This is a genomic window from Pseudomonas songnenensis (assembly GCF_003696315.1).
In the GTDB taxonomy this organism is placed as follows: domain Bacteria; phylum Pseudomonadota; class Gammaproteobacteria; order Pseudomonadales; family Pseudomonadaceae; genus Stutzerimonas; species Stutzerimonas songnenensis.
The window spans coordinates 74,369-93,234 of sequence record NZ_RFFN01000001.1; the positions used below are offsets into that span (position 1 = coordinate 74,369).

Annotated in this window: 20 protein-coding genes; 5 read left to right on the forward strand and 15 right to left on the reverse strand. The window is 66.8% G+C overall.

The window, feature by feature from the left end; all coding sequences use genetic code 11:
- Positions 1-39 precede the first annotated feature (39 nt).
- The 3 genes from EA798_RS00365 to EA798_RS00375 all read left to right on the forward strand — a co-directional run bounded on the left by EA798_RS00365 (position 40) and on the right by EA798_RS00375 (position 3,213).
- Positions 40-1,098 carry an aminopeptidase gene (locus tag EA798_RS00365; protein ID WP_122097677.1) on the forward strand — a complete coding sequence of 353 codons (1,059 nt, stop codon included), beginning with the start codon at positions 40-42 and terminating at the stop codon, positions 1,096-1,098.
- A gap of 215 nt (positions 1,099-1,313) precedes the next feature.
- Positions 1,314-2,483, forward strand: coding sequence for a hypothetical protein (locus EA798_RS00370; RefSeq protein ID WP_122097678.1), 1,170 nt, complete (start codon positions 1,314-1,316; stop codon positions 2,481-2,483).
- A gap of 10 nt (positions 2,484-2,493) precedes the next feature.
- Positions 2,494-3,213: a ferritin-like domain-containing protein gene (locus EA798_RS00375; RefSeq protein WP_122097679.1), complete on the forward strand. Its 720-nt coding sequence runs from the start codon at positions 2,494-2,496 to the stop codon at positions 3,211-3,213.
- 980 nt (positions 3,214-4,193) lie between these two features.
- Here EA798_RS00375 and EA798_RS00385 read toward each other — a convergent pair.
- From EA798_RS00385 to EA798_RS00395, 3 genes are all read right to left on the reverse strand, one after another.
- Positions 4,194-4,601, reverse strand: a complete 408-nt coding sequence (locus EA798_RS00385) for a DUF1850 domain-containing protein (RefSeq protein ID WP_017244207.1) — start codon at positions 4,599-4,601, stop codon at positions 4,194-4,196.
- Positions 4,598-6,622 carry a TRAP transporter permease gene (locus tag EA798_RS00390; protein WP_122097681.1) on the reverse strand — a complete coding sequence of 675 codons (2,025 nt, stop codon included), beginning with the start codon at positions 6,620-6,622 and terminating at the stop codon, positions 4,598-4,600. Before EA798_RS00390 ends, EA798_RS00385 begins: the two co-directional genes overlap by 4 nt.
- A 136-nt stretch (positions 6,623-6,758) precedes the next feature.
- A complete protein-coding gene (locus EA798_RS00395) occupies positions 6,759-7,712 on the reverse strand; it encodes a TAXI family TRAP transporter solute-binding subunit (RefSeq protein ID WP_122097682.1) in 954 nt (317 codons plus the stop codon).
- 354 nt (positions 7,713-8,066) lie between these two features.
- Between EA798_RS00395 and EA798_RS00400 the strand changes: the two genes are divergently transcribed.
- A complete protein-coding gene (locus EA798_RS00400) occupies positions 8,067-8,492 on the forward strand; it encodes a DNA methylase (RefSeq protein WP_122097683.1) in 426 nt (141 codons plus the stop codon).
- A 71-nt stretch (positions 8,493-8,563) separates the two neighbouring features.
- The gene (locus EA798_RS00405; RefSeq protein WP_122097684.1) at positions 8,564-8,806 is read left to right on the forward strand and encodes a hypothetical protein; all 243 of its coding nucleotides are present in this window, start codon (positions 8,564-8,566) and stop codon (positions 8,804-8,806) included.
- 305 nt (positions 8,807-9,111) lie between these two features.
- Here the strand turns inward: EA798_RS00405 and phnP are convergent, their stop codons facing one another.
- From phnP to phnD, 12 genes are all read right to left on the reverse strand, one after another.
- Positions 9,112-9,861: a phosphonate metabolism protein PhnP gene (gene phnP / locus EA798_RS00410; RefSeq protein ID WP_122097685.1), complete on the reverse strand. Its 750-nt coding sequence runs from the start codon at positions 9,859-9,861 to the stop codon at positions 9,112-9,114.
- Positions 9,852-10,406 carry a phosphonate metabolism protein/1,5-bisphosphokinase (PRPP-forming) PhnN gene (phnN, locus tag EA798_RS00415; RefSeq protein WP_122097686.1) on the reverse strand — a complete coding sequence of 185 codons (555 nt, stop codon included), beginning with the start codon at positions 10,404-10,406 and terminating at the stop codon, positions 9,852-9,854. Before phnN ends, phnP begins: the two co-directional genes overlap by 10 nt.
- Before the next feature lie 98 nt (positions 10,407-10,504).
- Positions 10,505-11,650, reverse strand: a complete 1,146-nt coding sequence (locus EA798_RS00420) for an alpha-D-ribose 1-methylphosphonate 5-triphosphate diphosphatase (protein ID WP_122097687.1) — start codon at positions 11,648-11,650, stop codon at positions 10,505-10,507.
- Positions 11,640-12,344, reverse strand: coding sequence for a phosphonate C-P lyase system protein PhnL (gene phnL / locus EA798_RS00425; protein WP_122097688.1), 705 nt, complete (start codon positions 12,342-12,344; stop codon positions 11,640-11,642). Before phnL ends, EA798_RS00420 begins: the two co-directional genes overlap by 11 nt.
- An 11-nt stretch (positions 12,345-12,355) precedes the next feature.
- On the reverse strand, positions 12,356-13,168 hold the full coding sequence (gene phnK / locus EA798_RS00430) for a phosphonate C-P lyase system protein PhnK (RefSeq protein WP_122097689.1): 813 nt from the start codon (positions 13,166-13,168) through the stop codon (positions 12,356-12,358).
- Positions 13,165-14,034, reverse strand: a complete 870-nt coding sequence (locus EA798_RS00435; RefSeq protein ID WP_122097690.1) for an alpha-D-ribose 1-methylphosphonate 5-phosphate C-P-lyase PhnJ — start codon at positions 14,032-14,034, stop codon at positions 13,165-13,167. Before EA798_RS00435 ends, phnK begins: the two co-directional genes overlap by 4 nt.
- Entirely contained in the window at positions 14,031-15,140 is a 1,110-nt protein-coding gene (locus tag EA798_RS00440; protein ID WP_122097691.1) for a carbon-phosphorus lyase complex subunit, read from the reverse strand. The genes EA798_RS00435 and EA798_RS00440 overlap by 4 nt, the downstream gene beginning before the upstream one ends.
- Complete coding sequence (phnH, locus tag EA798_RS00445; protein ID WP_122097692.1) at positions 15,140-15,748, reverse strand: phosphonate C-P lyase system protein PhnH; 609 nt, start codon at positions 15,746-15,748, stop codon at positions 15,140-15,142. The genes EA798_RS00440 and phnH overlap by 1 nt, the downstream gene beginning before the upstream one ends.
- Positions 15,748-16,194, reverse strand: a complete 447-nt coding sequence (gene phnG / locus EA798_RS00450; RefSeq protein ID WP_122097693.1) for a phosphonate C-P lyase system protein PhnG — start codon at positions 16,192-16,194, stop codon at positions 15,748-15,750. The genes phnH and phnG overlap by 1 nt, the downstream gene beginning before the upstream one ends.
- 11 nt (positions 16,195-16,205) lie before the next feature.
- Complete coding sequence (phnF, locus tag EA798_RS00455) at positions 16,206-16,913, reverse strand: phosphonate metabolism transcriptional regulator PhnF (protein WP_122097694.1); 708 nt, start codon at positions 16,911-16,913, stop codon at positions 16,206-16,208.
- A 34-nt stretch (positions 16,914-16,947) separates the two neighbouring features.
- The gene (gene phnE / locus EA798_RS00460) at positions 16,948-17,742 is read right to left on the reverse strand and encodes a phosphonate ABC transporter, permease protein PhnE (protein WP_015275125.1); all 795 of its coding nucleotides are present in this window, start codon (positions 17,740-17,742) and stop codon (positions 16,948-16,950) included.
- A 62-nt stretch (positions 17,743-17,804) separates the two neighbouring features.
- Positions 17,805-18,821: a phosphonate ABC transporter substrate-binding protein gene (gene phnD, locus EA798_RS00465; RefSeq protein ID WP_122097695.1), complete on the reverse strand. Its 1,017-nt coding sequence runs from the start codon at positions 18,819-18,821 to the stop codon at positions 17,805-17,807.
- Positions 18,822-18,866: the final 45 nt, after the last annotated feature.

Here is an 18,866-nt window from a genome sequence, read left to right on the forward strand (position 1 = left end):
CGCGCGCCGGCGCTGCCCGACCACTGACCGGTTCATCCGATGCCCAAGCCCAACGCCGCCTTGATCGACAACCGCAGCCTGCGCTGGGTTCCCCTGGTGCTTGCCGCCTGTCTGAATGGTTGCAGCTATTACAGCCAGCTCGCGGTCGGCCAGCTCGATCTGTTGCGCCAACGCCAACCCATCGAGGCGTTGATCGCCGATGACACGCGCGACCCGGCGCTGCGCCAGCGGCTGGCCGAGGTGCTGCAGGCCCGCATGTTCGCCAGCCAGGCGCTGAGCCTGCCGGACAACCGCAGCTATCGCCTCTACGCCGAGCTCGGGCGGCCCTATGTGGTGTGGAACCTGTTCGCTACCGAGGAATTCTCGGTCAAGCCGCTGGAGCACTGCTTTCCCATCGCCGGCTGCGTCGCCTACCGTGGCTATTTCCGCCAGGGCGCTGCCCGCGGCGAGGCGGCTCGCCTGCGCATGGCCGGGCTGGATACCCACGTCGCCGGCGTCGAGGCCTATTCGACACTGGGCTGGTTCGCCGACCCGCTGCTCAGCTCCATGCTGCGGCGCAACGACGAGCAACTGGCCGCATTGATCTTCCACGAACTCGCCCATCAGCAGCTCTACCTGCCCGGTGACACCGCGTTCAACGAGTCCTACGCCACTTTCGTCGAGCGCGAGGGGCTGCGCCAATGGCGTACCAGTCGTGGGTTGCCGGAGCAGGACGAGCAGGGCCGCCAGCGCTATCGGCAACTGGTACGGCTGCTGCTCGACGCACGCGAGCGGCTTGCCGACCTCTATGCGTCGGGGCAGCCACCGGCGCGGTTGCGCGAGCTGAAGCAGGCCGAGTTCACGGCGCTGCGCCAGCGCTATCGGGCATTGCGTGACGAGCAGTGGGAGGGCGACAGGCGTTTCGACCGCTGGTTCGCCCAGCCGCTGAACAACGCCACGCTGCTGCCATTCGGCCTGTACGACCGCTGGGTGCCGGCATTCGCGGCACTGTTCGAAGCCAATGACGGCGACTGGGCGCGCTTCCACGCTGCAGTCGCCATGCTGGCAAAAAGCCCTGCCGACGAGCGGGAACAGATCCTGACCAGGCTCGCCAACTGAACAAGCGAAACGGCGCGCCCTGCCAGCGCGGGCATTACGTGCACGTGCCAGTCCTGCGCCGAAAATCCGTGATCTACCGTTCATCGGCAGCGATACGCCCACCCGCTGAACGGTGCGAATCGTTTCCGAAAGCCTCCGGTCCTCATTACTAGGTCGCCGATTCAACGGCGGCGATCCCCCTATGCCTGATTCCCACGCATAACAACGGAGGCTCCATGGAGACCATTTCCGGAATTCTCGACAACAAAGGCACGCCACTGGAGAAGCAGAAGTTCACATGGAAGGAAATGGCCGGCAAGCCGATCAGCAAGCTCGATGACGATGCCTTTACCCGTGTGCGCATCATCCTCATGAACGGTGTCGAGACCGATGCCCTGCGCCTGAGCCACGGCATTGCCCGCTTCAACAAGGAACTGCGCCTGCCGCTCGCCGAGATCCGCCGTGTCGAGCAGCACCAGGCGACCATGATCAACTGGCTGATCGGCGCCGATCACTCGCCGCTGGAAACCACCGTCGCCTACGAACAGGTGGCCATCGAGGTGACCGCGGCCGTGGCGCAGAGCGAGCCTGACCCCTACCAGGCGCAGACCTATCGCTTCGGCCTGCTGGAGGACTTCGACCACCTGTACCGCTACTCGGCGATGCTTGATCGCCTCGAGGGCAAGGATGCCAACAACATCTTGCAGGGCTATACCGACATCGTGCCCGGACGGAAAACGTCGGAGCACCACCGCCATCCGGAAAACGACATCCGCGACAACTACGAGAAGAACTCCGCCGCGCTGATCACCAAGATCCACGCGGCGCTGATCACCGGCGCGGAATACCAGACCCACGACTACTACATGAACATCGGCCCGCTGTTCGCCGACCCGCTGGCGCGCCAGCTGTACGCCGAGATCGCCTCCGTGGAGGAGCAGCACGTGACCCAGTACGGCGCGCTGTCCGACCCGAGCGAGAGCCATATGGAGAAGTGGCTGGTGCATGAGGCGATGGAGGTCTACATGTACGCCAGCTGCGCCGAGCAGGAGACCAACCCGCGCATCAAGGCCATGTGGGAGCGCTTCCTCGACTACGAGCTCGGCCACCTCAACGTTGCCTGCGAGTGGTTCAAGAAGCTCGAAGGCCGCGACCCGGCCGAGGTCCTCGCCGGCCCGCTGCCGAAGATGGTCGAGTTCAAGAGCCAGCGCGATTTCGTGCGCCAGGTGCTGGCCGCCGAGGTCAACCTGCGTACCGCCGGCCCCGCCTACGTGGACAAGGCCAAGGAGCCGCAGTCCTCGCTGGATTACCGCAACCACCTCGCCTCGGAAGGGCTCGCCTCGGACATCGTCTCGGCGGGTTACCAGTGGGCGCCGGGTGGCGAACTGATGCGCAAGGCTTCCTGAGGAGACGAACATGGCTACTGCAGCGAAAGTGGGTACCAATTTCACCGGCGTGCAGATGTCCCCGAAGGACACCAAGCGCCTGCTCGACGCCGTCAACGAGATTCATCCGGACGTGCCGGGCGATGAGCGCGGCATGCTCGTCGAACGCTCCGAGCGCAACGAAGAAGCCGACCGCATCGGCTCCGTCCCGGTGCCGGGTTCGGCCAAGGGCATGCTCAAGACCAGCTTCGACATGATGAAGGGCAAGAGCCCCGAAGTGTTCATCGACAAGCTCGGCGAGCGGCTGGCGTTCGAGCGCAACGGCGTGCGCCTGTACGAGGCGATGATCGCCAAGGCGCGCAACATGGACACCGGGAGCGATCTGGTGGGCGTGCTGCAACACATCCGCGACGAAGAGTTCGAGCACATGATGCTGGTGCACGCGGCGATGGAGAAACTCGGCGCCGACCCCACCGCGCAGACGCCGAGCGCGGATGTCGCCGGGGTCATGGCGATGGGCATCATGCAGGTGCTGACCGATCCGCGCACCAACGTGCCGCAGTGTCTGAATGCATTGCTGACCGCCGAACTGGCGGACAACGCGGCCTGGGAACTGCTGATTGAGCTGGCGCAGGCGGCCGGTCATCCGAACATCGCCGACAGCTTCGTCAAGGCCAAGACCCAGGAAGATGACCATCTGGTGAAGATCAAGACGCTGATGCGTCGGGATCTGATCATGCAGACCAAGTAACAGCGTGCGAGCGGGACGCTTTGGCGCACACCACCGAAAGGGGTGTGCGTCTTTTTTATGGGCTCAGGAATGTGGTGAATGAACGTTTTTAGCTCTTGCCGATTAGCGAGCTGCTTGAGGGTTTAGTTTCGCCCTGCTGGGCGAGTTTCTTTTGGCAGTCGCCCCAAAAGAAACCAAAAGGTCTTGCCCCTGCCATCCGGCCCCGCGCTTCGCGCGGGGTTCGTTCGCTCCATCGCTGCTTCAGGGGTCGGCTTACAAGGGCCATCCATGGCCCTTTAAGCCTTTCGCCGCATCCCTGCGGCTCACCCCCTTACGCACCGATTCCACTCACCCTCCTGATGGGGCGTTTGAGTCGCCTGGCGGACCGTACAAGCAGAACAGATGTTCGGCGTTTAAGTGGTCGCTGATGGCCCAAAAGCCTCCAAATTTCTGCACGTGGGCCCAGCCCTCGCACTCTCCATTGAGGACGCGTCAATCCCTACGGCACGATCATCCGCTCTTCTTTTCTTTTTCTTTTCTTTTGCTTGGCTTCTTGCGCACAAGTCATCAGGCGACACCATTCGCCCCTTTCAGGAGGCCGAGTGCAATCGTTGCGTAGGGGAGCGAGCGGCATGGATGCCGCGAGAGGACTAGGCGTCCCCGCGATAAAGGGCCATGGATGGCCCTTGTACGCCGGCCCCCGGAGCGGCGATGGAATGAGGGAAGTCGAGCGCAGCGAACCGGGGACGCCCAGTCCGGATGGAGGGGCCAGCGTTTTTGCCTACTTTTTTCCCGGCCGGGCAGGCGCGACTGGAAAAAGTGGGTCGCCCAGCAGGGCGAAACTAAGCTTCCAAGCAGCTCGGAAATAGTTATGCGATCTGAGCGTGCATCCATCCAGTCCAGCCATCGCTGCAGTTACTTCCTCGAACCAATCGAAGGACCAAAGAAAAAGGGGTGCCGCCTGCGCGAACACCCCTCCTCAACGATCACCGGCTAGCCGGTCAATCGTTCCCGACACTCGCCGTTTGCACGGTACAGCCCCAGACTTCCAGCGCCGGCTGGTCCGCTTGTGGCGGGCCGAGCCATTCGCTCATGGCGTGGCAACGCTGGTCAAAACACAGTTGGTAATCCCCTGCCTCGGGGGTTCGCCCCAGGCGCAGGAGTGGCAACGCAGGCATCTGGCGCTGGTAGTGCCAGGCCCCGTCGCGCAGTTCGGCGTCATCCGGGATTTCCATCCCGGCACCAGAACCCTTGACCCGCGCTTCGCCGAGCAGCAGCCCGTCCGGCGTCACGCGGTAATCCTCTTCCCAGCGGATCTTCTCGATGGTGTGATTCCACGCCAGGGTGAAGGCGGGGGTGGGCACTTCGGCCCACACCACGCCTGCCAGCCCCAGGCACAGACCGATCACGCCGCCGCCGGCTCGGCGCGACGGGCGCGCCAGAAGTGCTGGATAAGGAACAGCGCGCCCAGGCCAAAGCCGATTTCATCGCTGATCGGCATCGCCAGCACCATCGAGGCGGCCGCAGCGAAGGCGAGGACCTTCTCCCAAAGCGCCATGGGCCGTTGCAGGTAACCGGTGAACACGGCGCCCCACAGGCCGACGGCGAAGGCCGCCTTGAACAGCATGTACAGCGTGGCGCCCCAGTCGCCGCCCTGCATCATCAGCGCCGGGTTGTACACCGCCATGAACGGCACGATGAAACCGGCGATGGCGATACGGATGGCCCACATGCTGATCTTCAGGCCCCTCTCCTTGGCGATCGGCGCGGCGGCAAAGCACGCCAGCGCCACCGGCGGGGTGAGGTCGGCCATGATGCCGAAGTAGAAGACGAACATGTGCGAGACGATCAGCGGCACGCCCAGGTCGAGCAGTGCCGGCGCGGCGATCGAGCTGGTGATGATGTAGTTCGGGATCGTCGGGATGCCCATGCCCAGCACCAGGCAGGTCAGCATGGTCAGCAGCAGCGAAAGGAACAGGTTGTTCTCGCCGACGGCCAGGATGTAGCCGGCGAAGGTCGAGGCCACGCCGGTCAGCGAAACCACGCCGATGATCACGCCGACCAGGGCGCAGGCGATCCCCACCGGCACCGCATGGCGTGCGCCTTCGACCAGCGCGTGCAGGCAGATGACCAGGGTGTCGCGGCCGCCCTTGATGAACCAGCACACCACCACCAGCGCGGCGATGACGCCGAAGATCACCCCGATGCCGAGCTGGAAGAACCCGGCGCAGAGCAGGCCGAGGGCGATCCAGAAGGCGATGCGCAGGCCGAACGACGACACCTTGAGGATGATCGCCGAGCCGAGGATGACGATGGCCGTCAGCGACAGGCCAATGGTGCCGGCGAACATCGGCGTGCGCCCGGAGAACAGCAGCCAGACCAGGACCACCAGCGGAATCAGCAGGTACCAGCGCTCCTTCACCGCAGCCATGGCACTCGGGCATTCGTCCTTCGGCAGGCCCTTGAGGCCGGCGCGCTTGGCTTCCAGGTGGACCATCCAGAACACCGAGCCAAAGTACAGCAGCGCCGGAATCAGCGCGGCCTTGGCGATCTCGACGAAGGGCACGTTGATGGTCTCGGCCATGATGAAGGCCACCGCGCCCATCACCGGCGGCATGATCTGGCTGCCCATCGAGGACGTGGCCTCGACGCCGCCGGCGAAGGCCGGGCGATAGCCGAAGCGCTTCATCAGCGGGATGGTGAACTGGCCGGTGGTGACCACGTTGGCGACGCCGGAACCGGTGATGGTGCCCATCAATGCCGAGGACACCACCGACACCTTGGCCGGGCCGCCCAGCTTGTGGCCGAACAGGCCCATGGCGAAGTCGGTGAACAGCTTGATCATCCCCGCCTGCTCGAGGAACGAGCCGAACAGGATGAACAGGAAGATGTAGGTCGCCGAAACGTAGGTCGGCGTGCCGTACAGGCCTTCGGTGCCGAACGACAGCTGGTTGACGATCTGGTCGAGGTAATAGCCGCGGTGCGCGAGATCACCGGGCAGGTACTCGCCGAACAGGCCGTAGGCGAGGAACAGCCCGCAGATGATCGGCAGGGCGATGCCCATGACGCGGCGTGCGGCCTCGAACACCAGCACGATCAGCGTCAGGCCGACCACCATGTCGGTGGTGGTCATGTCGCCGGAGCGCTGGATCAGGTCCGCCTCGAAATACCACTGGTAGAAGAAGGTGGCGAAACCGGCCAGGCCAAGCACCCAGGCCACTGGCTGGAACGGCTTGCCGTTGCCGCGTGCCGGGTAGCAGAGAAACACCAGCAGCAACAGGAAGCCGACGTGACCGGCGCGCAGCACCTGGCTGGACACCGGGTGGAAGGCGGCGGTGACGATCTGATAGATGGAGAACAGCAGGGCGACATAGAACAGCGCCCTCGGCCATTCGCTGGGGCTGGCATGCAGCCCTTGGCTTTCGCTCATGGGTATCACTCTCTCACTGCAAGGGGATGCCTGTAGAAGCAGGCTTGCCAACGAGGCAACGCGGGCAAGCCTGCTGCTACAAGGAGCGGGCTGGAGCAGGCGCTACGGCCCGCTCAGCCCGTCGTTCAGCGCTGGGTTACTTGAGAACCCCGGCTTCCTTGTAGAAGCGCTCGGCACCCGGGTGCAGCGGGATCGGCAGGTTCTGGGTGGCGTTTTCCAGCTTGATGTCCTTGGCGGCGGAGTGGGCGTTGCCCAGGGCGGCCAGGTTGTCGAACATCAGCTTGGTCATCTGGTAAGCCACCTCATCGGAGACCTTCTCGTGGGTCACCAGGATATTGGTGATGGCCACGGTGGGGACGTCGGCGTCCTGACCGTCATAGGTGCCGGCCGGAATCACGCCCGCCAGGTAGGCGTCGCTCTCGATCTTCTCGACCACGTCGGCCGGGATCTCGACGAAGGTCACCGGCATGGTGCTGGCCAGATCGCGGATGGCAGCCATGCCCAGGCCCGAAGACTGCAGGGTGGCGTCCAGCTGGCGGTTCTTGATCAGCTCGACCGACTCGGCGTAGGGCAGGAATTCGACGCGGCCCATGTCCTTATAGTCCAGGCCGGCGGCCTTGAAGATCGCGCGGGCGTTGAGCTCGGTGCCGGACTTCGGCGCGCCGACGGAGATGCGCTTGCCTTTCAGGTCGTCCAGGGTCTTGATGCCGGATTCGGCGCTGGCGACGATCTGGATGTAGTTGTTGTAGGTGCCGGCGATGGCGCGCAGGCGCTTGAGCGGGGCCTTGAAGCCGGCGTCCTCGACACCGTTCCAGGCATCTTCCACCGAGTCACCCAGGGAGAAGGCCAGCTCACCGCGACCGGCCTGCAGCAGGTTGAGGTTTTCTACCGAGGCCTTGGTGGCCTGTACCGAAGTCTTGGCGCCGTCGATCTTGTTGTACTGCTGCGACAGGGCCACGCCGATCGGGTAGTACACGCCGCTGGTGCCGCCGGTGAGGATGTTGATGAAGGTCGGTGCAGCGACGGCCGCGGTGCTGGCGGTGAAGGCCGCAGCGGCAGCGAGCAGGCCCAGGCGTTTGGTCAGTCTCATGGTGGATCTCCGTTTCGTTTTTATTGGTTGACGCAGCATGTTGACGATAGACGATGCCGCATTCAGCGAACGCGCCGGTCGAACAAGCAGATGGGCGATGGCGCCGGGAGGTCCCGGACGGGTGATATCGCAGGCAGCTCTTCTTGTCGTTGGAATCGCATCGAGCACATTGCCATTAGCAGAAGCCGTGCCAGCTGCCGTGGAGGCTCTGGGCCGCGGGTGATGGCGCCGCTCTCGGCGCTCGTAGGCAAGAATCCGCCTATGGCGAGGATCTGATAGGCGGGATCTCGCTCATGCCCCGGCGAACCCTGGCGCCGCGCAGCCTTCGAATGTCCGACGATGACGGGAGGGCGCATGACGGAAATAGCGGCAAAGGATCTGGGCATCGACGTGATGCAGGGCGAAGCCGAGCTGTTCAAGTGGTTCGTCGCCAGCTTTCTGTTCGGCAAGCGCATCCAGCGCGACATTGCCGCCGGGGCCTATCGGGTGGTGGTCGATCTCAACAAGCTGGACACGCCGGACAGGCTGCGCCGCTCTGGTCATCGCCGGCTGGTGCAGCTGCTCGGCCAGGCGCGCTACGTGCGTTACGACGAGTCCACTGCAGCGCGGCTGCTGAAGCTCTGCGACAAGCTGGAAAGCGAGTACGACGGCAGCCTGAGTCGCCTGCGCGAGCTTGGTGAGACACGCCGCGGGGTGGAAAGGCGCCTGCAGGAATTCGAAGGAGTGGGACCGAAGACCGTCGAGATCTTCATGCGCGAGGCAGCGCGGGTCTGGTTCTGAGCGCGCCGGACGGCGCTTGCCAAGGCCAACCGAACGGTTAGAGTGGCGCCATCGCACCGCCGAAGTCCGCCATGCGCATTTTCCTGCTCGCCTTCAGTCTGTTCCTGCCCATCGCGGCCAGCGCCGCGCCGGCGCCCTATTACCAATGGCAGAGCAAGCTCGACGGCACCATCATCTGCCGCCAGACCTCCCCGGGCGAAGGCTGGGAGCAGCTCGACGGCCGACCCTTCCGCGATCTCAATTGCACCATGCCCGCTGCGCGCATCGACCGCCCGAGCAGCGTGCCGGGGTTCCGTCCGCAGCCGGGGCGTTAAAGCCGACGTCAGCCCGGAATCCGCTCCATGCTTCATGTCCGTAGGGTGGAAAACCGCGAAGCGTTTTCCACGCGTCGGAGGCCCTGCCCGACGTTTCGCCATGCAACGGACCCATGGTGGATAAGCTTCGCGTTATCCACCCTACGATCCCATCGCCATCGCCATCGCCATCGCCATCGCCATCGCCATCGCCATCGGTAGGGTGGAAGACCGCGCAGCGTTTCCACGCGTTGCGAGCAGGCGGCTCGGTGTTTCGTCCGCTGCTGGACGATGGAAGCCGCTAAGCTCGGTTTCTCTCCTAAGCGCTAGAGCATCATCCCGTCGTATGCCAGGCACACGTTGTCCGGCAGCTCCCGTGGCGCCTGCATGAACCAGGTATCCAGCTCGTGGCCGATATGGGTCAGGACCGCCTGCGCCGGCTGCAACGCGTCGATGCTCTGCAATGCGCGGGTCAGGTCGTTGTGGTTGCGCGGCGGCGTGTCGCGCGGCGGGCTCGAACAATCGAGCACCACCACGTCCAGCGCGGTGTCCTGCAGAAACTCCCGCGTACGGTCCGGCAGGCCGACGGTGTCGGTGAGGTAGGCGATGCTGCGGCCGTGGCCTTCCAGCAGATAGCCGAAGGTGGGTTTCGAATGCACCAGTGGCAGCGCAGTGACCCGTAGCGTGCCGAGCATGCGCTGCTCGAAGGCGGCGAAGGGTTCGCTGAAATCGAGGATGCCGGGGTGCTTGTAGAGGTCGGCCAGGCCTTCTGCGTCGTCCGGGCCGAGCACCGGAATGCGCAGCCCGGTGCCCCAGCGTAGCTGCAGCAGGCCCTGAGCGTGATCGGCGTGGTAGTGGGTCTGCAGGATGCCGCTGAAGCTGCCCGGGGCGAAACGCTCGCAGAGATCGGGCAGGCCGCTGTCGAGCAGCCAGCGCTGGCCGCCGCATTCCACCAGCGCCGAGCAGGCACGGCGGCGTCGACTCGGGTCGAGCTGTGCGGCGTGGCAGGCCGGGCAGGCGCAGTTGTACACCGGCACCTGGGCGGCGCCACCGGTGCCGAGCAGGGTCAGTTGCACTGACGGTGCTCGTCGATCAGCTGCAGCAGGCGCTCGACGCTGCTCGCCAGCGAGGCGGAATTGTCCAGGCGGATGTAGTCGTCCAGCTCACCGCTGAACAGCGCGTTGCGTGCCAGACGCGCCTCGATCTGCTCGGGGGTTTCCCGGCCGCGAGTCAACAGGCGCTCGCGCAGCACGTCCTGCTCGACCGTCAGCAGCACTGCCAGCAGGTCCGGGTAGCGCCGCCGTGCCTCGGGCAGGTAACCACGCGAGCCATTGACCAGTACATCCTCGCCGGCCGCCAGCCAGCCGTCGATTTCCGCGGGAATGCCGTAGGCCAGCCCGTTGGCGCGCCAGGCGAGGGCGAAGGCCTGCTCGGCTTCCAGGCGTGCGAACTCTTCGGCGCTCACCGAGTGCGCGGCTTCGCCGATAGCCTCCGCCGAGCGGGTGATGACCCGCCGGGCAATGCGCACGCCACGCTCGGCGAGCGCTGCGCGTGCAGCGTCGAGCAGACTGTCCTTGCCGGCCCCGGAGGGGCCGATCAGGTAGATCAGGCGGCCTTGCATCAGGTTACTCCCGAGGGTCGAAAGCCGAGGGTGGGCGGGCAGTATAGAGCTCGCCGCGGTTGCAGGGGCGGCGCGCTCGACAGGCTGTGGTCGACGCATCAGAACACCCTCCGGCCCTGGCGCCAGACCTGGCCGATCACCGGCTGGCCCTTGTGCACCTGCGCCTGGACCAGGTCGGCGCGCAGCCCGACGGCGATCTCGCCGCGATCATCCAGCCCGGCCGCGCGTGCCGGCGCCAGGCTGATGGTGGCGATGGCACGCGGCAGGTCGTAGCCGTTGTCCTGCTCGGCCAGGCCCAGCGCGGCCTGCAGCAGGCTGGCCGGGTAGTAGTCGCTGGAGAGGATGTCCAGCACGCCGCGCTGCGCCAGGTCGGCAGCGGCGATGTTGCCCGAGTGCGAGCCGCCACGGACGATGTTCGGTGCGCCCATCAGTACCTTCAGGCCACGTGCGTGGCTGGCCTCGGCGGCCTCGAAGGTGGTCGGGAATTCGGCGATGGCCATGCCGTAGTCCGCCGACTCGGTTACGTGTTCCAGGGTCGCATCGTCGTGGCTGGCCAGCGCCAGGTCGCGGCTGCGGCAGATATCGACGATGGCGGCGCGCTGCTGGTCGCTGTGCCGCGCCGAGTTGGCCAGCTGCTCGCTGACGAAGCGGTCCATCTCCGCCGGACTCAGATGGTACTTGCCCATGTAGTACTCGCGGTACTTCTCCATGCGCGCGAACTGGCGCTGGCCCGGCGCGTGGTCCATCACCGAGACCAGCTGCACCAGCGGCTGCTCGACCAGCTCGCGGAACAGCTCCAGGCATTGCGGGTGGCTGACTTCGCAGCGCAGGTGCAGGCGGTGTTCGGCGCGGGTCTGCCCGGCCGCTTCGGCCTCGGCGATGGCCTCGAGCATCACGCCGAGCTGCTGCATGCGCTTGCCCTTGGGATTGATGTCGCCGATCGACAGCGCATCGAACACCGTGGTGATGCCGGCGGCGACGATCTGCGCGTCATAGGTCAGCACCGCCGAGGCGGACGGCCAGTCCACGCCGGGGCGCGGGCTCATGTGCTTTTCCAGGTTGTCGGTGTGCAGTTCCACCAGCCCCGGCAGCAGCAGGTCGCCGCCCAGGTCCTGGGCCTGCGGCAGGCTGCTGGCGCCTTCGCTGATATCGGCGATCAGGCCGTCGCGGATCAGCAGGCTGCCGTGGATCACCTGATCGGCCAGCACCAGGCGGGCGTTGCTGAGTATCTGTTCAGCTGGCATGGGCCAGGTCCTCCTGCGTCATGTCCAGGTAACGGTCGGCGACTGCCTCGCGGATCGCGCGGTCGTGGAAGATGCCGATCAGCGCGCTGCCGGCGGCCCTGGCCTCGCCGATCAGTTCCAGCACCACGCCGGCGTTGGCTTCGTCCAGCGAGGCAGTGGGTTCGTCGAGCAGCATCACCGGCCAGCCCACCATGAAGCCGCGCGCCAGGTTGACCCGCTGCTGCTCGCCGCCGGAAAAGGTGCCGGGGGCCAGCTGCCAGAGCCGTTCGGGAATGTTCAGCCGGGTCAGCAGCGCCTTGGCCCGCGCCTCGGCATCGACACGCGTCCAGCCGCGCGCCAGCGCCGGTTCCATCACCACCTCCAGCGCCGGCACCCGCGGGATCACCCGCAGGAACTGGCTGACGTAGCCCAGCGTCTGCCGGCGCACCGCGAGTACCTGGCGTGGTTCGGCGCCGACCAGCTCCAGCCAGTCGCCGGCATGGCGGATACGGATGCTGCCGCCGGCGGGCAGGTAGTTGCCGTACAGCGTGCGCAGCAGGGTCGACTTGCCGGCGCCGGACTGACCGTGCAGCACCAGGCACTCGCCGGCGGCGACGGTGAAGTTCAGCCCGCGCAGCACCTGCAGGCTGACGCCGTGCTGCTGGTGCAGGGTGAAGGTCTTGGCGAGGTCGCGGACCTCGATCAGGTTCGTCATGACGGATTCCTTCATGGCTGCAGCACCGAGGACACCAAGAGCTGCGTGTAGGGGTGCTGCGGGTCGTCGAGGATCTGATCGGTCAGGCCCGACTCCACCACCCGCGAGCGGCGCATCACCATCAGCCGGTCGGCCAGCAGGCGCGCCACGGCGAGGTCGTGGGTGACGATCACCACCGCCAGATCCAGCTCGCGCACCAGCCCGCGCAGGAGGTCGAGCAGACGTGCCTGCACCGACACGTCGAGGCCGCCGGTGGGTTCGTCCATGAACACCAGCTTCGGACTGGAAACCAGGTTGCGGGCGATCTGCAGGCGCTGCTGCATGCCGCCGGAGAAGGTCCGCGGCAGGTCGTCGATGCGCGCCGGGTCGATCTCCACCTGCTTGAGCCAATCCAGCCCGGCGGCGCGCAGCTGGCCGTAATGCCTGACGCCCTGGGCCATCAGCCGCTCGCCGATGTTGGCGCCGGCGGAAACGCCCATGCGCAGGCCGTCGCGCGGGTTCTGTTCGACGAAGCCCCATTCGGTGCGCAGCAGCGTGCGCCGCTCGGCTTCGCTGGCGGCGTAGAGGTCGAGCCAGTCGCCGGCAGCATCGCGGTACTGCACGCTGCCGCGATCCGGCGGGCAGCGGCCGCAGAGCAGCGAGAGCAGGGTGGACTTGCCGGAGCCGGACTCGCCGACGATGCCCAGCACTTCGCCGGGGTAGAGGTCGAAGGACACACCCTGGCAGCCCTTGTCCGGGCCGTACAGGCGGGTCAGGTCGCGCACCGCGAACAGCGGCTCGGTGCCGACGCCCGCGGCGGGCAGCAGTTGTTCGGCGGCGCTCATGGGCGGCTCTCCTGTTGCTGGGCGCGCTGCGCGCAATAGTCGGTATCCGAGCAGACGAACTGCTTGCTTCCGGCGTCGTCGACGATCAGCTCGTCGAGGTAGGAGTCGCCGCTGCCACAGATGGCGCAGCACTGCTCCCACTGCTGGATCTGGAACGGGTGATCCTCGAAATCCAGGCTGACCACGCGGGTGTACGGCGGCACGGCGTAGAGGCGCTTCTCGCGCCCGGCGCCGAACAGCATCAGCGCCGGGCTGCGGTCCAGCTTGGGGTTGTCGAATTTGGGAATCGGCGAGGGGTCCATCACGTAGCGCCCGTCCACCGTCACCGGGTAGGCGTAGCTGGTGGCGATGTGGCCGAAGGTGGCGATGTCTTCGTAGAGCTTCACGTGCATCACGCCGTAGTCGCCCAGCGCGTGCATGGTGCGCGTCTCGGTTTCCGACGGCTCGATGAAGCGCAGCGGCTCGGGTATCGGCACCTGATAGACCATGATCTGCCCGGCGGCGAGCGGGGTTTCCGGGATGCGGTGGCGGGTCTGGATCACCGTCGCCGCGGGTGTGCGTTCGGTGGTGGCGACTCCGGCGGTGCGGGCGAAGAAACGGCGGATCGACACCGCGTTGGTGGTGTCGTCGGCGCCCTGGTCGATCACCTTGAGCACGTCGTCGGCGCCGAGAATGGCGGCGGTCAGCTGCATGCCGCCGGTGCCCCAGCCGTAGGGCAGCGGCATCTCGCGGCCGCCGAAGGGGACCTGATAGCCGGGTATGGCGACCGCCTTGAGCAGCGCACGGCGGATCATGCGCTTGGTCTGCTCGTCGAGGTAGGCGAAGTTGTAGCCCGCCTCGCGGGTGGGAATGGCCTGGGCATTCATGCGCGTTTCTCCTTTGCCGGCGTCTCGGCGGCTAGCTCGGCCGGTTCGGCCTGCGGCTGGCGCAGCTTGCGGATCAGCTCCAGCTCGGACTGGAAGTCGACGTAGTGCGGCAGTTTCAGGTGCGAGACGAAACCGGCGGCCTCGACGTTGTCGCAGTGCATCAGGACGAATTCCTCCTGCTGCGCCGGGCCCTGCACCTCCTCGCCGTACTCGCCGGCACGCAGCGCGCGGTCGACCAGCGCCATGCCCATCGCCTTGCGCTCCGCGTAGCCGAAGGCCAGGCCGTAGCCGCGGGTGAACTGCGCCTGTGCAGCGCTCTCGCCGACGAACTGGTTGACCATCTCGCACTCGGTCAGCTCGATCTCGCCGAGGCAGACCGGAAAGCCCAGCTCCTGCGGCTCGATCCAGACCTCGGCGGTGCCGATGCGGATCTCGCCGGCGAACGGGTGGTTGCGGCCGTAGCCACGCTGGGTCGAATAACCCAGCGCCAGGAGAAAGCCCTCGTCACCGCGGGCCAGCGCCTGCAGGCGTTCGGCGCGGCTCGTCGGCAGCTCCAGCGGCTCGCGGGTGAGGTCCGGCACCGGCTCGCCGCGGTCGACTTCCGGCGTCATCAGGCCTTCCTCGCCGAGCAGACCGAGTACCCGCGGGCAGTTGCCCAGCATGGCGCTTTCATCCACCGGCGGGCCGGGGCGCTCGCCTTCGGCGAGCAGGGCGAAATCCAGCAGGCGGTGGGTGTAGTCGAAGGTCGGGCCGAGCAGCTGGCCGCCGGGCACGTCCTTGAAGGTCGCCGAGATGCGCCGGCTGAGCTGCATGGCGCCGGTGTCCAGCGGCAGGCTTTCGGCAAAGCGCGGCAGCGTGGTGCGGTAGGCGCGCAAGAGGAAGATCGCCTCGATCAGATCGCCGGCGGCCTGCTTGATCGCCAGCGCGGCGAGTTCCTCGTCGTACAGCGAGCCTTCGCTCATCACGCGCGCCACGGCGAGCGGCAGCTGCTGGCGGATCTGCTCGACGGCGAGTTCGGCGATGCCGGTGTCGCCGCGGCGTTTCTTCGCCAGCAGCGCGTGGGCGTTGTCGATGGCCTGTTCGCCACCCTTGACTGCGACGTACATCAGGCCACCTCCTGCAGCGAATCGCCGATGCGGGTGCTGCGCGGCAGGCCGAGCACTTCGCCGTCGGCGCAGAACAGCGCGTCCAGCCCGCGCGGGAAATCGTTGCGTGCGGCGCGCTGCTGCCAGAACGTCGGCGCCAGGGGCAGGCCGACCAGCCGGCTGCCGTCGATGCCCGGACCCTGCCAGCTCAGCGCCGGGCCGCGGTCGAGGTGTTCCAGCTGGATCAGCAATGTGCAGGACTGGTCCGGGTAGCGCTCGCTGCCGGCGTAGAAGCCGGAGAGGTCGTCCAGTGCCGCAGCGTCGAGCAGGGCGAACATCGCCTCCTCGCGCGCCTCGACGATCGGGCAGCCACAGTGGAAGGCCAGGTTGGTGCGGATCGCCGGAGTGTCGAAGGCCGGCGCCAGCCACAGCGGCGTGTCGTTATCCAGCAGGCTCAGGCACAGCGCGTAGCTGGCGGCCTGCAGCGGCTCGATGGCGGCGACGCTGACCAGCGGCTGGCGCGTGCCCGGCTCGGACAACGCCTTGAGCGCGGCGCGAAAGCACTTCTGCGCGTCCAGCACCGGGTCGGCGAAGGCGGCCTGCAACAGGTCGGATGGGGCGCGATGCATCAGTCTTCTCCTCGCAGCAGCGTGAAGAACTCCACGCGGGTAGTGGCGGTTTCGGCAGCCTTTTGCGCGGCGCGTCGGGCCTGCGCGGCGGCCAGCGGGTCGATCAGCTCGGCGAGCCAGCGGCTCTGCTGCGGGCCTTGCAGATGGGCGTCGGCGAGGGCGGCGAGTTCGGCCTGGCGCTTGTCGCGGCCGGCGCGGTAGCTGTAGCCGGTGCTGCCATCGGCCAGGCGCACCACGCAGCGGGTGACGCTCATCTCGCCAAGGTTGAACGGCGCGCCGGTGCCGCCCATGCGGCCGCGCACCAGGGTCATGCCGATTTCCGCCGGGCGGATCAGCTGGTAGGCGCAGTCGCGCAGGGCGCTCTCGAAAGGCGCCAGTTCGGCAGCGCCGGCGCGGGCCAGCACGGCCATCCAGCGCTGGCGGGGGGATTGTTCGCGGGTGGGCATGGGGTTCTCCATCAGGTGGTGACCTGGTACTGGAAGCGGTCGGAACGGCTGGCCGAGAGGGCGATCTCCAGCGGTCGGCCGCTGGCGTCGCAGGACAGGGTGAAGACCGACAGCAGCGGCATGCGCAGCGGCATCAGCAGCTGTGCGGCCTCGTCGCGGTCGGCCAGGCGCGCGCCGATCAGGCTGAAACGGCGCGTCAGCGGCAGGCCGCGTTCGCCGAGGTAGCGGCGCAGCGAACCGCCCTGATAGTCGGCGAGCAGCTCGGTGTGGCTGGCGCAGTAGCGGTGGCGGATCAGGCTGACCGGCTCGCCGTCGAGCAGGCGCAGGGTGCTCAGTTCGATCAGCGCGGCGCCCTCGGCCAGTTGCAGGTGACGCGCCTCCTCGGCGCTGGCGCTGAGCCGGCGACGCTCGAGCAGGCGCGCTTCGGTGCGCACGCCAAGCGCCGCCAGCGCATCGCTGTAGGCGCTGTCGGCCTGCAGCGGATAGACCAGCGGGCGTTGCAGCACCTGGGTGCCCTTGCCCTGACGGCGCAGCAGGCGGCCTTCGTTGATCAGCTCGTCGACGGCGCGGCGCAGGGTGTGGCGGTTGACCGCGAAGCGTCGCGCCAGCTGCATCTCGCCGGGGAGGAAGTCGCCGATGCGGTAGTGGCGCAGCTCGCCACGCAGCACCTGGGCCAGTTCGAGGTAGAGCGGTTCGCTGGGTTGTCTAGACAACTGCATGGTGTTTTCGAGAGGCGCACAGCGCCCCACTCCGTCAGATGAAGAGTTTGCGCAGGCGCTGGGAGCACAGGTCGATCAGGCTGACCACGGCGATGATGATCAGCAGCAGGGCAGCGGTCTGGCCGAACTGGAAACCGCGAATGGCTTCCCAGAGGATCACGCCGATGCCGCCGGCGCCGACCATGCCGACCACGGTGGCCGAGCGCACGTTGGACTCGAAGCGGTACAGCGAGTAGGAGATCCACAGCGGCAGCACCTGTGGAATCACCCCGAAGATGACTTCCTGCAGTGCGCTGGCGCCGGTGGCACGCACGCCTTCCACCGGGCCCGGCTCGATGGCTTCCACCGCTTCGGCGAACAGCTTGGCGAGGACGCCGGTGGTGCTGATCCACAGCGCCAGCACGCCGGCGAACGGGCCGAGGCCGACGGCGACGACGAAGAGCATGGCGAAGACCATCTCGTTGATCGACCGGCAGGCATCCATCAGTCGGCGCACCGGCTGGTAGACCCACCAGGGCACGATGTTCTCGGAGCTGAGAATGCCCAGTGGAATGGCGCAGACGATCGCCAGCAGGGTGCCCCAGAGGGCGATGTGCACCGTGGTGATCATCTCCTTGAGGTACAGCTGCCAGTTGCTGAAGTCCGGCGGGAAGAAGTCGGCGGCAAAGGTCGCCATGTTGGCGCTGTCACGAATCAGCAGCAGCGGATTCATCTCCGCGCCCTGCCAGGACCAGGCCAGTACGGCCAGGCACAGGCCCCAGCCGAGCAGGCGCAACCAGCTGCGCTTGTCGTTGCCCGCCAACGGCGGTGTGGTGCTCAGAGTGGTCATGTTCGGTTCTCACAAACGGCACGGACGGGGGCGTGGCGCCAGCGCGCCACGCCCGGCGTTGCTCAGCTGGCCTTGGCGGTCGCGGTCTTCTGCTCGCGCTCGGCCATGCGCTGCTCCAGCTTGGCCAGCTCCTGATCGATGCCCTGCAGCTGCGCCTGGCGGTCGCTGTCGGAGAGCTTGCTGTCGGCGGCGACTTCGCTGCGCTTCTTGAACAGCTCCAGCTGGCGGATCGGCAACAGCTGGTCGTTGTCGGAGGCGCGGAACGGTGCCCACTGCAGCGCGGCGAGGATTTCCTTCTCGGCGGGCTTGGCGCCGTAGCTCATGAAGAACTCGCGCAGCCTGTTCTTCTGCTCGTCGCTCAGGTTCTTGCGCCACACCAGCGGGTCGGCGGGAATCAGCGGTGAGGTCCAGATCACCTTGAGCTGGGCCGCCTTGTCCGGCGCGGTCAACTCCAGGCGCTCCATGCCTTCGCTGTTGAAGGTGCCGACGTCGACCTGCCTGTTCGCCACCGACAGCGCGTTCACTTCGTGGCTGCCGTTGAGGCTGCGCTTGAAAGCCTGGCCGGCGTCGACCTTGTTCTTGGCGAACACGTAGTAGCCGGGCACCAGGTAGCCGGAGGTGGAGTTCGGGTCGCCATTGGCGAAGGTCAGGCTCTTGGCGTTCTTCAGCACGTCCTCGACCGAGTTCAGGGCGCTGTCCCTGTGCACGATCAGATGGCTGTAGTAGCCCGGGCTGCCGTTGGCGGCGACGGTCTGGGCGAAGATCTCGCCGCCGGCGCGATCCACCGCTTCCATCGCCGACTTGTTGCCGTACCAGGCCAGATCGACCTTGTCGAAGCGCATGCCCTGGATCACCCCGGCGTAATCGGGGGCGAAGAAGGCCTTCACCTCGTAGCCGGTCTGCTTGCTCATGTCGGCGAGGAAGGGGTCCCAGATGCTGCGCAGGTTCTGCGAGGACTCGGTGGAGATGATGCCGAAGGTGATGGTCTCGGCGGCCTGGGCCGTGCCGAGCGTGGCGCCGGCGAGGGCACCGGCCAGCAGCGTGGAGGCGGCGAGGGCGCGGCTGAAGCGTTTCAACATGGAGGTCACTCCTTGGGTGTGGCGTTGGTTGTCGGGGCGGCCTGC

What these genes read in the sequence shown, in the direction of transcription:
- EA798_RS00365 (WP_122097677.1), top strand. Translation starts at nt 40, where the DNA reads ATGCCCAAGCCCAACGCCGCCTTGATCGACAACCGCAGCCTGCGCTGG.
- EA798_RS00370 (WP_122097678.1), top strand. Translation starts at nt 1,314, where the DNA reads ATGGAGACCATTTCCGGAATTCTCGACAACAAAGGCACGCCACTGGAG.
- EA798_RS00375 (WP_122097679.1), top strand. Translation starts at nt 2,494, where the DNA reads ATGGCTACTGCAGCGAAAGTGGGTACCAATTTCACCGGCGTGCAGATG.
- EA798_RS00390 (WP_122097681.1), bottom strand. Translation starts at nt 6,622, where the DNA reads ATGAGCGAAAGCCAAGGGCTGCATGCCAGCCCCAGCGAATGGCCGAGG.
- EA798_RS00395 (WP_122097682.1), bottom strand. Translation starts at nt 7,712, where the DNA reads ATGAGACTGACCAAACGCCTGGGCCTGCTCGCTGCCGCTGCGGCCTTC.
- EA798_RS00400 (WP_122097683.1), top strand. Translation starts at nt 8,067, where the DNA reads ATGACGGAAATAGCGGCAAAGGATCTGGGCATCGACGTGATGCAGGGC.
- EA798_RS00405 (WP_122097684.1), top strand. Translation starts at nt 8,564, where the DNA reads ATGCGCATTTTCCTGCTCGCCTTCAGTCTGTTCCTGCCCATCGCGGCC.
- phnN (WP_122097686.1), bottom strand. Translation starts at nt 10,406, where the DNA reads ATGCAAGGCCGCCTGATCTACCTGATCGGCCCCTCCGGGGCCGGCAAG.
- EA798_RS00420 (WP_122097687.1), bottom strand. Translation starts at nt 11,650, where the DNA reads ATGCCAGCTGAACAGATACTCAGCAACGCCCGCCTGGTGCTGGCCGAT.
- phnL (WP_122097688.1), bottom strand. Translation starts at nt 12,344, where the DNA reads ATGACGAACCTGATCGAGGTCCGCGACCTCGCCAAGACCTTCACCCTG.
- phnK (WP_122097689.1), bottom strand. Translation starts at nt 13,168, where the DNA reads ATGAGCGCCGCCGAACAACTGCTGCCCGCCGCGGGCGTCGGCACCGAG.
- EA798_RS00435 (WP_122097690.1), bottom strand. Translation starts at nt 14,034, where the DNA reads ATGAATGCCCAGGCCATTCCCACCCGCGAGGCGGGCTACAACTTCGCC.
- EA798_RS00440 (WP_122097691.1), bottom strand. Translation starts at nt 15,140, where the DNA reads ATGTACGTCGCAGTCAAGGGTGGCGAACAGGCCATCGACAACGCCCAC.
- phnH (WP_122097692.1), bottom strand. Translation starts at nt 15,748, where the DNA reads ATGCATCGCGCCCCATCCGACCTGTTGCAGGCCGCCTTCGCCGACCCG.
- phnG (WP_122097693.1), bottom strand. Translation starts at nt 16,194, where the DNA reads ATGCCCACCCGCGAACAATCCCCCCGCCAGCGCTGGATGGCCGTGCTG.
- phnF (WP_122097694.1), bottom strand. Translation starts at nt 16,913, where the DNA reads ATGCAGTTGTCTAGACAACCCAGCGAACCGCTCTACCTCGAACTGGCC.
- phnE (WP_015275125.1), bottom strand. Translation starts at nt 17,742, where the DNA reads ATGACCACTCTGAGCACCACACCGCCGTTGGCGGGCAACGACAAGCGC.
- phnD (WP_122097695.1), bottom strand. Translation starts at nt 18,821, where the DNA reads ATGTTGAAACGCTTCAGCCGCGCCCTCGCCGCCTCCACGCTGCTGGCC.